The 13,582-nt window shown below is 41.6% G+C and carries 8 protein-coding genes; 6 read left to right on the top strand and 2 right to left on the bottom strand.

Annotation, left to right across the window (positions count from 1 at the left end):
- Positions 1-116: 116 nt before the first annotated feature.
- From BCU57_RS00970 to BCU57_RS00950, 5 genes are all read left to right on the top strand, one after another.
- Entirely contained in the window at positions 117-1,241 is a 1,125-nt protein-coding gene (locus BCU57_RS00970; protein ID WP_102438040.1) for an efflux RND transporter periplasmic adaptor subunit, read from the top strand.
- Positions 1,241-4,342: a multidrug efflux RND transporter permease subunit gene (locus BCU57_RS00965; protein ID WP_102438038.1), complete on the top strand. Its 3,102-nt coding sequence runs from the start codon at positions 1,241-1,243 to the stop codon at positions 4,340-4,342. Before BCU57_RS00970 ends, BCU57_RS00965 begins: the two co-directional genes overlap by 1 nt.
- A gap of 27 nt (positions 4,343-4,369) precedes the next feature.
- Entirely contained in the window at positions 4,370-4,843 is a 474-nt protein-coding gene (locus BCU57_RS00960) for an NYN domain-containing protein (protein WP_102438036.1), read from the top strand.
- A 231-nt stretch (positions 4,844-5,074) separates the two neighbouring features.
- Positions 5,075-8,857 (top strand): EAL domain-containing protein, encoded by a 3,783-nt coding sequence (locus BCU57_RS00955; protein ID WP_102438034.1) that lies wholly within the window; start codon positions 5,075-5,077, stop codon positions 8,855-8,857.
- Between the two features lie 179 nt (positions 8,858-9,036).
- The gene (locus BCU57_RS00950; RefSeq protein ID WP_102438032.1) at positions 9,037-9,471 is read left to right on the top strand and encodes a thioesterase family protein; all 435 of its coding nucleotides are present in this window, start codon (positions 9,037-9,039) and stop codon (positions 9,469-9,471) included.
- A 15-nt stretch (positions 9,472-9,486) separates the two neighbouring features.
- Here BCU57_RS00950 and BCU57_RS00945 read toward each other — a convergent pair whose 3' ends face one another.
- Positions 9,487-10,962, bottom strand: a complete 1,476-nt coding sequence (locus tag BCU57_RS00945; protein WP_413211443.1) for a putative bifunctional diguanylate cyclase/phosphodiesterase — start codon at positions 10,960-10,962, stop codon at positions 9,487-9,489.
- A gap of 100 nt (positions 10,963-11,062) precedes the next feature.
- Positions 11,063-11,905, bottom strand: coding sequence for an HDOD domain-containing protein (locus BCU57_RS00940; protein WP_102438028.1), 843 nt, complete (start codon positions 11,903-11,905; stop codon positions 11,063-11,065).
- A 226-nt stretch (positions 11,906-12,131) separates the two neighbouring features.
- Between BCU57_RS00940 and yegQ the strand changes: the two genes are divergently transcribed.
- The gene (yegQ, locus tag BCU57_RS00935) at positions 12,132-13,532 is read left to right on the top strand and encodes a tRNA 5-hydroxyuridine modification protein YegQ (protein WP_102438026.1); all 1,401 of its coding nucleotides are present in this window, start codon (positions 12,132-12,134) and stop codon (positions 13,530-13,532) included.
- Positions 13,533-13,582 lie beyond the last annotated feature (50 nt).

The raw sequence follows: 13,582 nt of genomic DNA, 5'->3' as shown, positions 1-13,582 counted from the left end.
TTATCGGAATATTCAGTTACACTCTTATCTTCTTTGCTTTACATTCATTTACGCTTATATGGCTAATTATTTATTAATATAGACCGCAATTCAGCAACGAGTCATCGAGTTCTATTATGAAAAAATTACTTCCCCTTATTGTCATTTGCAGCTTAGTTGCTGCCGCAGTCATCTATAGTGATTTTTCACAAGCCAATAAAGCTACGCCGTCTCAAAAAGGCCCTGCCAAAAAATCTATTCCGGTTGTTACAGGGCTTGTAGAGCAACATGAATTATCTCAATCACTGTCTTTGATTGGTAAACTCGACGCTGAACAATCAGTGTATATCTCTTCGCAAGTGGCTGGGCAAATCGGTCAAATTAATATTCAGTCCAATCAAGATATTCAAGCTGGGCAAATCATTGTTCAATTAGACGACGCCAAAGCCAAAGCGGCAACAGCAGAAGCCGCGGCTTACCTTGCTGATGAAAAAAGAAAGCTCAAAGAGTTCCAAAAATTAGTTAAAAGTAATGCCATTACCCAAACTGAAATCGATGCCCAACAAGCCAGTGTAGATATAGCTCAGGCGCGTTTAGCCGCTGCCCAAGCAGAACTTGATTACCATTCATTAAATGCGCCTTTTTCTGGCACCGCTGGCTTAGTTGATTTCAGTGTAGGTAAAATGATTGCTGTCGGCACCGAGTTACTGGCATTTGACGACCTTTCTAGTATGAGACTCGACCTGCAAGTGCCTGAGCATTATTTATCTATGTTATCCATTGGTATGCCTGTAGCGGCACAAAGTAAAGCCTGGCCTGAACAAGTCTTTAGCGGCGAGATTACCGCCATTGATTCCCGCATTAATCAAGACACCTTAAATTTACGAGTTAGAGTGCAGTTTGATAACTCCAATAGTCAACTCAAGCCGGGAATGATGATGGCGGCGACACTTAACTTTCCTGCGATTGCTGAGCCAGTCATTCCTGTACAGGCTATTGAATACTCAGGTACTAAACGCTTTGTCTATTTGATTGGAAAGAACAACATTGCTAAACGTACTGAAGTCATTCTTGGTGCCCGTATTGATAATGAAGTGTTGATCTCAAATGGCCTTAAAATTGGCGACAATGTGGTGGTTCAGGGACTTGTCAATATGCGTGATGGTGTCAGTGTCGATATTTTACAAACCAACTCAACCACTGAGAAAATCGCTAAAGAAGATGACAGCGCAATGCTAACCACTGAATTGGAGAAAAGTTAATGTGGCTTTCTGACGTTTCGGTAAAACGCCCTGTTGTCGCCATCGTACTGAGCCTGCTTTTAGGGGTATTTGGACTGGTATCACTGTCTAAGCTTTCAATCAGAGAAATGCCAGATGTAGAAAGCCCTGTGGTAACTGTAATGACCACCTATGATGGCGCCTCGGCAACCATTATGGAAAGCCAGATCACCACCACCATTGAAGATGAATTAACCGGTATCAGTGGTGTTGATGAAATTACCTCAGTAACCCGCAATGGCATGTCGCGCATTACTGTAACCTTCTTATTAGGCTGGAATTTAACCGAAGGGGTAAGCGATGTTCGTGATGCTGTCGCGCGCGCGCAAAGACGCTTACCTGATGAAGCTAATGATCCTGTGGTCTCTAAAGACAATGGCTCTGGCGAGCCGGCAATCTATGTCAATTTAAGCTCATCGACGATGGATAGGACCCAGTTAACTGATTACTCCCAACGGGTGCTAGAGGACAGATTTAACTTAGTTTCCGGAGTGAGTTCTATTTCAATCACTGGTGGATTATATAAAGTCATGTACGTTCAATTAAAGCCTGAACTTATGGCCGGGCGTAACGTGTCAGCCAATGATATCGTCTCTGCTTTAAATACTGAAAATGTTGAAACCCCAGGTGGTGAGGTCCGTAATGACACCACTGTTATGACTGTGAGAACGGCCAGACTTTATAATAATCCAGATGATTTTGATTATTTGGTTGTACGTACTGCAGAAGATGGCAGTCCTATTTATCTAAAAGACGTCGCTGATGTATTTATCGGTGCAGAGAATGAAAACTCAACCTTTAAAAGTAATGGTGTTCCTAACCTTAGTTTAGGCATTATTGCCCAATCAGATGCTAACCCTTTGGATGTCGCTAAATTGGTTCATCAAGAGGTTGATAACATTCAACAGTTTCTTCCTGATGGCACAGCCCTCGCGGTAGATTATGACTCTACCGTGTTTATATCTCGTTCTATTGATGAGGTGTATAACACTATTATTATCACTGCTATTTTAGTGATACTGGTGCTATACATTTTTATTGGCCAAGTGAGAGCCACATTGATCCCTGCGGTGACGGTTCCGGTATCATTAATTTCTGCTTTTATTGCGGCCAATAGCTTTGGCTTTTCAATCAACTTGTTAACCTTAATGGCACTGATCCTCGCCATTGGTTTAGTGGTCGATGACGCCATTGTAGTAGTAGAAAATATTTTTCATCACCTCGAAAAAGGTGAGCCACCGATACTTGCCGCGTACAAAGGTGCCCGTGAGGTTGGTTTTGCTGTAATGGCAACCACAGCGGTACTGGTCATGGTATTTTTACCTATCTCCTTTATGGAGGGCATGGTGGGGCTGCTATTTACTGAATTCTCAGTCATGTTGGCTGTATCAGTGCTGTTTTCATCACTCATTGCCCTAACCTTAACCCCAGTACTTGGTAGTAAATTACTTAAGGCTAACGTCAAACCTAATCGATTTAATCTGTGGGTTGATGACCTTTTTGAGCGCCTAGAGCAGCAATACCGTAAGCTGGTTTCAAAAGCGGTGAAATACCGCTATATCGCGCCTATTATCATTATTGCTTGTGTGATTGGTAGTGGCTGGTTACTCAACCAAGTACCAGCACAGCTAGCACCACAAGAAGATCGCGGTGTAGTGTTTGCTTTTGTTAAAGGCGCTGAAGGCACCAGCTATAACCGCATGGCGGCCAACATGGATATTGTCGAGCAGCGACTACTGCCCATGTTAGGCGATGGTGTTATTAAGTCATTTAGTATTCAAGCGCCTGCTTTTGGTGGCCGCGCAGGCGACCAGACCGGCTTTGTGATTATCCAATTAGAAGAGTGGCAAGACCGTGATATTAATGCCCAGCAATCTTTAGGCATTATCGCTAAAGCACTTGATGGCATTGCTGACGTTATGGTTCGGCCAATGTTGCCTGGCTTTAGAGGCCAATCCAGTGAGCCGGTACAATTTGTGTTAGGTGGTTCTAATTATCAGGAGCTATTTAAATGGGCACAGGCACTGCAACTTGAAGCGGATCATAGCCCACTTCTAGAAGGCGCTGATCTTGATTATGCAGAAACCACCCCCGAATTACTGGTGAGTGTTGATAGGCAACGCGCTGCAGAGCTGGGCGTCAGTGTCTCAGAAGTAGCCGACACCTTAGAAATTATGCTGGGCGGCAAAAGTGAAACCACCTTCATCGAACGCGGTGAAGAATACGATGTTTACTTACGTGGTGATGAAAATAGTTTTAATAGCGTGGCTGATTTGAGTCAGATATATATGCGCACTAAAACCGGTGAACTTATCACCCTTGATACCATTACCAAGATTGATGAAGTGGCTTCAGCGCAAAAACTAAGCCATTTAAATAAACAAAAATCGATAACCTTAAAGGCGAATTTAGGCGCGGGTTATACACTCGGTGAAGCATTAGATTTTCTGGACCAAAAAGCCATTGAGATGCTCCCCAGTGATATAAATGTGTCCTATACCGGTGAGTCGAAGGATTTTAAAGAAAACCAGAGCAGCGTATTTATCGTATTTGGTTTAGCGCTATTGGTTGCCTATTTAGTTCTGGCGGCGCAGTTCGAGAGTTTCATCAACCCATTAGTGGTGATGTTTACCGTACCAATGGGGATCTTTGGCGGCTTCTTAGGGCTTTATTTAACCGGTCAGGGGTTAAATATTTATAGCCAGATAGGCATGATAATGCTCATTGGTATGGTGACTAAGAATGGTATTTTGATTGTTGAGTTTGCCAACCAGCTGCGAGATAAAGGCCTTGAAATAGAGCAAGCCATTATCGACGCCTCAGCTCGTCGTTTAAGACCGATTTTAATGACTGCTTTTACCACTCTAATCGGCGCAATTCCACTCATTATGTCAACAGGAGCAGGCTCGGAAAGTCGAATTGCAGTGGGTACAGTAGTGTTCTTTGGGATGGCATTTGCTACTCTAGTGACCTTATTAGTTATTCCTGCCATGTATCGACTCATTTCAGGGGCAACGCATTCACCCGGGTATGTTGAACAACAACTCAATGATGCTATTGAGGCGCAAAAACAACGACCTTAACTTAATGACTTTAATACAGGTGTAAAAATGGAAAAAGTGGCTATTTTTGTTGATGTACAAAACATTTATTACACCTGTAAACAAGCTTTTGGGCGCTCATTCAATTACCGCGCTTTATATAAATTACTGAGTCAGCAATATCACATTGAACATGCTATTGCTTATGCCATTGCCCCTGCAGACGACGGTCAGAGAAAGTTTCAAGATGCATTAAAACACATAGGTTTTGAAGTCAAACTCAAACCTTATATTCAGCGCAGTGATGGCAGCGCCAAAGGCGACTGGGATGTAGGAATTACCATAGATATTCTTGATATTGCCGAGCATGTCGATAAGGTAATTTTATTGTCTGGCGATGGTGACTTTGATTTATTGCTTGCCAAAGTAGCACAAAAATATGGCTGTAATACCCAAGTGATCAGCGTTGCGCCTTTAACAGCAAAGTCACTGCTTGATGTCACTGGCAGCCATATCGCGATTAACCATGACTTGCTACTTTAACTGTCACATTTTTCATCACTCTTCGGCTTCGTGTAAACAAATATATACACATATATAAGCTGGCTAGTATGTTTTAAAATACCAATATAAACAACTAACTAGGCTTTCCTATATGGTCACAGTGCTCACTTCCCATATTGTGCTGTTTATCCGCATTACATCACTTCTAAATTTATGTAGAATTACTAGCGAACTTCATTAATAAAAAATAATAATAATTGAGGCTAGTCGATGTTTGGAGCGTTAAAGCAGTTTGTATTGTTAATCACTTGCGCCTGCGTCACTGTTTTTTTTACGCCTCAAAGCTATGGCGAACAATTTCGATTAGAAACCCTGACCATCAGTGACGGTCTACCTTCTTCGAGTATTACTACCCTTTATCAACAAAAAAATGGCTTTATCTGGTTTGGTACCGATGCGGGTGCCAGTCGCTATGATGGGGTTAACTTCACCAATTTCCAATTTTCATTAAATGATAAACACCATATATCAAACAATTACGTCACTAAAATCCACGAGGATACAAATGGTGATATATGGATAGCAACCGAAGATGGTCTAAATCAGTTAACCACAGATAATCAGATTATTATTCATGATATGAAATCATCAAGTAATGGCTTAGGTTCCAGTTGGATAATAGATATATTTGAAGATGATAATAACGATCTATGGTTTGGCACCGGCTCTGGTGTCAGTCACTATAATATAGACACTCAAACCTTTACCCCCTACTTCCTCTATGAAGTTGAAACGGATAAAGCATATGATACCTCTATCGCAGGCTTTTTTTACGATAGTAACCATAACATTTGGGTAACCTCAGACTTTGGCTTGGCCAAGGTAAATCGGCTGAAGCAGAAACTGGAATTAGTCAATTTTAACGATAAGCGCACCCAAGAGATCTTTGACGGAAGCTTATCGACCGTGTATCAGGCTGAAGATGGCCTTGTGTGGATTGGCACTTATCAAAGTGGCTTAATCAAGTTTAACCCTGAAACACTGGCTACTGAGGTATTTCAACATCAAGGGGATAATCCCTCCTCCCAGCAACTCGCTTCAAATCAAATTTTTTACATTACCGCTGAAGATAACAATACCCTGTTGATTGCGCACGATCATGGTGCCACAAGATTACAACTCGATACCATGACCTTCAGCCATATCAAACATCAAGATTATAATGATAATTCACTTGCTGATGATTACGTTGCAAGCATCTTAATCGATTATTCAAACGGTATTTGGTTCGGCACTGGCAATGGTGTATCGCGCTACTCAAGCTTTAAACAAGGCTCTCGATTATATCGCCCTCACCCTTTTAAACCCGAGTTATCAGGTAATTTCGTTTATTGGTTTGATACCGATAAACAAAATAATATATGGATAGCCACTGATAAAGGTATCGATAAGATTAACGCTGGCACAGAAACAATTACCATAGCGCCAATAACAGATGCTGTGATCAATGAACCCTATAGCACCATTGTTGATGAACAAAACAATTTATGGATAGCGGGTGCCAATGGCTTATCACAGTATAATATTGATAATGATACTTTAAGGCATTTTAGTAATAGCCCTGACAACCCCCATGGATTCCCCAGTAATGAGTTTTACCTCGCCATACCTGACAACAAAGGCAATGTTTGGATAAGCGGTTATTTAGACGTGGGTTTAATACTGTTCAATCCTGATAAAGGCATTTTAAAGCGCTATTTCGAGCACTACGATAATGCATATCGCTCTGGAGGTAACTTTGCCTTTGATAAGAAAATCATTCATAACGGCGAATTATGGATGGCCACAACCAATGCTATTTTCCGAATTAACCCTGAAACTGATGAAGTGAAACACTTGCCTCTAGGCAGTGAGGTTGAAAATATTCGCACCGTCAAAATTTACCAAGATGAAGATAATATTATTTGGGTTGCCACTCAAGGGTTAGGGCTGGCTAAAATTGAGATTGGCGAGAAATGGAGTGATGAATTAAACATCCAGTACTTCACCAAAGAGCATGGGTTTACCAGCAATACCCTCAAGGGCGTGGTGGGTGATGGTAAAGGAAATTTATGGATCACCTCGCAAGCTAAATTTGCGCACATGGATACAAAAACCAATAAAATCACCCAATACCCCAGTGCCATCACTCAAAAAGACAGTTCATTTTCAGATGGTGCAATAGCAATAAGAAACCACGAGTTACTTATTGGCACTAATCATGGTGCCTTTAAAATTGACACCCAGCAGCTAACAAGAAATGACTTTCAGCCTCAAGTGCATATTACTTCGGCACTTGTTGCTAACCAAGAATATATTGGCCCTAATAGTAATAATCAGCTCGCTAAGTTAAGCCTAGATTATCAAAAAAATATGGTCCAGTTTACCTTTGCCTCATTAGACTTCAGTGCCCCCACTAAAAACCAGTATCGCTATATGCTGCATGGGTTTGATAAAGAGTGGACCTATGTCGGTAACACCAACACTGCCACATATACTAACCTCAGTGCCGGTGAATATAACTTCATCGTACAAGGGAGTAATAGCGACGGCCTATGGAGCCCTCATCAAGCCATATTTGCTTTTAAAATAAACCAAGCTTGGTGGCATTACGCCATTATTAGCTTGCTGATAATATGTGCCTTATTACTGTTTTTATACCTATTAACTCGCCATCAAAAAATTACTGAACTTAGAAAAAGAGCGAACTTTGATGCGTTAACGGGGTTATCGAATCGCTTCCAATTTAATAGCAAACTTGAAGCGTCCATTAGCATTAAAAATACTCACGCAGCCATTGTTTTTATCGACCTTGATTATTTCAAAGAAGTGAATGACACCATGGGCCATGACATTGGTGATGAGCTTATTATTCAGGTCAGTCAGCGTTTAAAAGCCAATATAAAAAGGGATGACTTATTAGCTCGATTAGGTGGCGATGAATTTGCCATTATCATTCGAAATCCTGGTGAGTTGGCTCAATTAGTGACTATTGTTGAACGGATAAGAGCAACCATTAATTGCGGTTACCAGGTACAACAGCATTGGATCAGTACTTCAGCGAGTATTGGGGTCGCCTGTTACCCTGAAGATGGCCAAGATGCTAAGACCTTGCTAAAGCACGCCGACACGGCAATGTATGCCGCCAAGCATGCAGGCCGTAATAGTGCATACTTTTTTAATGAGGCGCTCTCCATCGCCCTGCAAGAAAAAATCACTATCAAACAGCAACTGCAACTGGCATTAGAGAATGGTGAATTTGAGTTATTTTATCAACCGAAAGTCTGTTTAGTCAGCGGTGAGATCAGCTCCTTTGAAGCATTACTGCGTTGGTTTCACCCTAAAGAAGGCATGATCCCGCCTAATCGCTTTATTCCAGAAGCTGAAAGTAACGGTCAAATTATTGAGATCGGCTACTGGGTATTAAGACAAGCCTGCATAACCGGCAATCAATGGCATCAGCAAGGGCTATTAAGTGGCAATATTTCAGTCAATATTTCGCCAGTGCAACTATCACAGCCGGATATTTGCCAGCAAATTGAAGCGATTTTAGTTGAAACAGGTTTTCCTGCCGAGAAACTGGAGCTCGAGATTACCGAATCATTATTAATTGAAAACGTGGAAGTCGCTGAAAAAGTACTTAACCAGCTGCATCAACTGCATATCAGGATTAGTTTAGATGACTTTGGCAAAGGCTATTCTTCATTGAATTACCTGACCCATTTCCCGCTAGATACCTTAAAGATTGATAAAGGCTTTATCGATAACTTTATCGATAACAAAGCGGCTGGTAATGTACTTAAAAACATTATTAATCTCGGTAAGGACTTGAATATGCAAATTGTTGCCGAAGGTATTGAAACCGAGCTGCAATTATTAAAGTTAATTCAGTATCAATGTCATGTAGGCCAAGGTAATATCTTCAGCCCAGCGGTCAACGCGCAAAGCGCTTACCAAATGCTTACTGGGGAAACACAATTACTGCCATTGTCTATGCAGCAAAAGGTCAGCTAAAAATTAAGCATCAGTTTGACTGTGATGCTTAAAGCTACTCACAATGCAATATCGTTGCAGGTCTGAGCAGTATGTAACTGAGGTATATCAACAGCAAGAGTCTGTTTAAAGTGGTTTAAATAGGTGACAATAAGCATCCGTTTTACCTTAATAACCAAATCAGCCTAACTGAGTAGCGAATGAGCACAAAAACAATAGCATATAGCCCAATATTTCACTTTCCGGTGCAAATCTATTATGAAGACACCGACTTTTCTGGGGTTGTGTATCATCCTAACTTTTTAAAGTATTTCGAAAGAGCCAGAGAGCATGTTATTGGGGCCGATGTACTAAATAGCTTATGGCAGCTACAACAATTGGGATTTGCAGTGTATCGCACCGATATGCTTTGTCATGATGGGGTTGAGTTTGCAGATATTGTTGATGTTCGCACTCGATATTATTTTGAAAGTAAATATCGTACTGTGTGGCAACAGGAAATTTGGCGACCTAATGCTAACAAGCCTGCTGTGACAGCGACCATAGAAATGGTTTGTATGAATCAACAACGACAAATGGCGCCGATGCCAGTTGAGCTGATCGCACAGTTACGATCACAATTTGGTCAAGATTAGCTATTTAGCAATAAATTACGTCGCGCTAACCGGATTAGTTAACTGAGCTAAACAATGCTCTAACTCACTAGGCCGAAGGGGTTTACTAAAATAATCCCCTTGGATGGTATTGGCGCCAAATCCAATCAAGGTATCAAATACCGCCTTTGTTTCGACCCCTTCAACCGTGACATTAAACCCTAAGCTGCTAGCTAAATCTATGCTGGTTTTGACAATTTTGTTAGCTTGTAAATCACAATTAAAATCGTCCAAAAATGCTTTATCAATCTTTACCTCATCCACTGGAAGATGGCGCAGGTAAGCAAGAGAAGAGTGGCCGGTGCCAAAATCATCAATGGCGATGGAGACGCCGATGTCTCTGAGGGTATTTAGCGTTTCTATGGTGCTGTTCAAATCAATCATCAAGGCGCTTTCAGTAATTTCTATGATCAAGTTTTGCGCAGGCACTTTATATTGCAGCAACTTACTGCTTATGATGATCGGAAGCTGTTTATTCTCTAAATCTTTGGTGGACAAATTCACTGCCACTTTGATATTTAAACCTTTGTTAATCCACTTAACCTGTTGTTTTAACACTTCATCCAGCGCCCAATGGCTAACTAAATCGATAATGCCAGTATGCTCAGCTAATGGAATAAACTCCGAAGGAGAAATGTCACCAAGACCAGCATGTTTCCAACGAATGAGTGCTTCAACTTGATGACAAGCACCTGAGTTCATGTCCAGCTTTGGTTGATATACCATGTACAATTGATTCTGCTTTAAACCTTTTGGTAAGCTATTGATAATTAATAATTCACGATATTGGGCTTTATCATCATCTTGATTATAAAAAGCAACAGAGCCACTGCTGCGCTTAGCTTTTTTAAGGGCTAAATCCAGCCTTCTTAGCATTAAACTGACATCAGCATGGTGTTTATTTAACTCCAATACACCTAGTTGAACTTTAATACAGATTGGCGTTTGAGCAATTTCAAATGGTCGTTGTAAATGCTGCTTCATATCCTGTAAATCCTGGCTCAATAATGAATTTGGATAAAAAAGCAAAAACTCATTACCATTCATTCGCGATACAAACGCAGGGGGGGTAGTTAAGCCTTTAATCCTCACTGCAAATGCTTGCAATAATTGATCGCCAAAAACAAAGCCAAATAAGTCATTCACAAATCTAAACTGTTGAATATCGACCAAAATCAACATACCTTCGGTCGCTGGCATTTTGGCAAACATTTTGCGTTTAAAGCCCACTCGATTGGACAGTCCTGTTAGTTTGTCACGATCAAGATTAACAGGATTATTTTTGTGTAGTTGATTTAGATTGCGAATAAGGGGTTTAAAAGCCCGAGGGGTATGTTTGAAACTTAACGGTAGTTTATTGCTACTATTGACATCAAGGGTTTGGGTTAACTCATTAATAAAGCGCCCTTGCTGAAAATAGCCACCCAGTACAATACCGAGCAGCAAAACTAAGCCAATAAACACAATGATCATTATTTCAACAGTTAACACAACCGAGTGCCTCTATTATCTTGCTTTATTAGCGTTAGCCTTATTAGCGTTAACTCAATAGCCATCGGGCTTGAATTTATGCTTATTGATAACTCTGTTTTATCGAATGATAAACATCTAAAAACTCATCACTCTCTAAATCTTCAGGGGTAACTGGTAAGCCTCTTGTGGCAAATAATGCTAACCGCTGCTCAAGCTCGGGACCTGCTCTTAACTCACCAGAGTAATAGGCCGCTGAGCGAATAAAGTCTAAATAAGTGACCTGCTCAGAGATGTAATGCAAATCAGCCCAGCGCTCAACCACTTCCATCACTTCAGGGGCAAAGTCCCACGTTTTTAAAATAGCTCTACCTATTGGCCCTTGCATTTTACGTACGAGACCGCGTAATTGTTCAATACTGGTAAAGGTATCAGGCCTTGTTTCAGCTTCTGATAACACAGGTAGCGCGCCAATATTGTGCACTAAGCCAGCCAAGGTCAATGTTTCAGCATCTAACCTTTTACTGGGGTTGCGCTTATTATAAATTGCAAGTAATGCCCCTGCCGCTGCTGTCACTTCAATGGAGGTTTGCCATACTTCATCCATCACCTCCCATACCATTTCATTGGTTGAGATAAAAAGTTGCTCTAACGCCACTGAAGTGACAATGGTTTTAATCTGCACTAAGCCAATTCGATTAACCGCAGCACTGATATTTTCAGCTTTTTTACCACGGCTATACAATGCACTATTTGCCACCTTAATAATGCGCGCCGAAATCGCCGCATCTTGGCCAATAATATCACCCACTTGCTTCAAGCTGCTATTAGGGTTTGATACCACCTCTTGCACTCTCATGGCAACTTCAGGAAGCGTTGGCAGTACCAATGCGTCATCTTTAAGCTTTTTCAGTAAACCCACTAGGAGTTGGTGTTCAGTCGTCATCAATTCAGCCCGTTGTATTATTATTATCGCTTTGTAAGCAATTGTACCAGTTATGTGGCTTATTTGAATAAAGAAAAAGAACGACTATGGGGATTTTATTCCATTAAAGATGATCAAATTTGACTGTAACCGCAATCACAGAGGAAAAATTTGCATTCAGCAGCCATACTTCAGTAAAATGCCGCCCCCGCGCTGTGTGCGAGTTTTCATCAAATTGAGAGTTATTATGTTTAGACCAGAGCTATTGTCTCCAGCTGGAACCCTTAAAAATATGCGCTACGCATTTGCCTACGGTGCAGATGCTGTATATGCCGGTCAGCCTCGTTATAGCCTTCGAGTTCGTAATAATGACTTCAAAATGGAAAACCTCGCCATGGGGATCCAGGAAGCCCATGCGCTCAATAAAAAATTATATGTGGTCAGCAACATTGCGCCCCACAATGCCAAGCTAAAAACCTACATTCGTGATATGGAACCTGTCGTGGCGATGAAACCTGACGCCATAATCATGTCAGATCCAGGCCTTATCATGATGGTGAGAGAAGCCTTTCCCGATCAAGTAGTGCATTTATCAGTACAAGCCAATGCCATTAACTGGGCTTCGGTGAAGTTTTGGCAGCAACAAGGTATTAAACGCGTTATTTTATCTCGAGAATTGTCGTTAGATGAAATTGAAGAAATTCGTCAGCAATGCCCTGATATTGAATTAGAAGTATTTGTCCATGGCGCATTATGTATGGCTTACTCAGGCCGTTGCTTACTCTCTGGTTACATCAATAAGCGCGACCCTAACCAAGGCACTTGCACCAATGCTTGTCGTTGGAAGTACGATGTCCATGAAGCCAAGCAAACTGAAACCGGTGACATTATTGCGGTAAACCCACAAGGGCTTGTTGACCAACATGGTGTGCAGTTAGAGACGCCGCCAACATTGGGCGCAGGTCAGCCATCAAGTGAAGTGGTGTTATTGCAAGAACCAGGACGCCCAGGCGAATATATGCCTGCTTATGAAGATGAGCATGGTACTTATATTATGAACTCAAAAGATTTACGTGCCATTCAACACGTTGAGCGTTTAACCAAAATGGGTGTCGACTCATTAAAAATTGAAGGCCGTACTAAATCTTTTTATTACGTAGCGAGAACCGCACAGTTATATCGTCAAGCCATTGAGGATGCTGTGGCAGGTAAAGATTTTGACCGCACGCTAATGCATAACCTTGAAGGCTTGGCGCATCGTGGTTATACCGAAGGCTTCTTACGTCGTCACGTTCATGACGAATACCAGAACTATGATTACGGCTACTCAATCAGTGATACCCAACAATTTGTTGGTGAATTTACCGGTAAACGCAATGATGCCGGCGCAGCTGAAATTGACGTTAAGAACAAGTTCTCTGTCGGTGACAGTGTTGAATTGATGACCCCGCAAGGCAATATCACCTTAACCATTTCAGAATTAGTTAATCGCAAAGGTGAATCAGTAGAAGCCGGGTTAGGTTCAGGGCACTTTGTATTCTTAGCTGTGCCGGCAGAAGTCGAGCTGGATAAAGCAATTTTAATGCGCAATCTGCCTCAAGGGCAAGATAGCCGCAATCCACATCAAGCGATTGAACCCGTTACCTAGACCTGCTACATAAGTCAGTCTAACCAGGGGATGGTTATCCGTTTTCAGCT

Origin of the sequence: Shewanella sp. 10N.286.48.B5 (assembly GCF_002874355.2) — a bacterium.
Classification (GTDB): Bacteria; Pseudomonadota; Gammaproteobacteria; order Enterobacterales; family Shewanellaceae; genus Shewanella.
This window is presented reverse-complemented; position numbering and strand designations above follow the sequence as displayed.

Coding starts and splice junctions, on each gene's coding strand:
- BCU57_RS00965 (WP_102438038.1), top strand. CDS start 1,241: ATGTGGCTTTCTGACGTTTCGGTAAAACGCCCTGTTGTCGCCATCGTA.
- BCU57_RS00945 (WP_413211443.1), bottom strand. CDS start 10,962: ATGATCATTGTGTTTATTGGCTTAGTTTTGCTGCTCGGTATTGTACTG.
- yegQ (WP_102438026.1), top strand. CDS start 12,132: ATGTTTAGACCAGAGCTATTGTCTCCAGCTGGAACCCTTAAAAATATG.
- BCU57_RS00955 (WP_102438034.1), top strand. CDS start 5,075: ATGTTTGGAGCGTTAAAGCAGTTTGTATTGTTAATCACTTGCGCCTGC.
- BCU57_RS00950 (WP_102438032.1), top strand. CDS start 9,037: ATGAGCACAAAAACAATAGCATATAGCCCAATATTTCACTTTCCGGTG.
- BCU57_RS00940 (WP_102438028.1), bottom strand. CDS start 11,905: ATGACGACTGAACACCAACTCCTAGTGGGTTTACTGAAAAAGCTTAAA.
- BCU57_RS00960 (WP_102438036.1), top strand. CDS start 4,370: ATGGAAAAAGTGGCTATTTTTGTTGATGTACAAAACATTTATTACACC.
- BCU57_RS00970 (WP_102438040.1), top strand. CDS start 117: ATGAAAAAATTACTTCCCCTTATTGTCATTTGCAGCTTAGTTGCTGCC.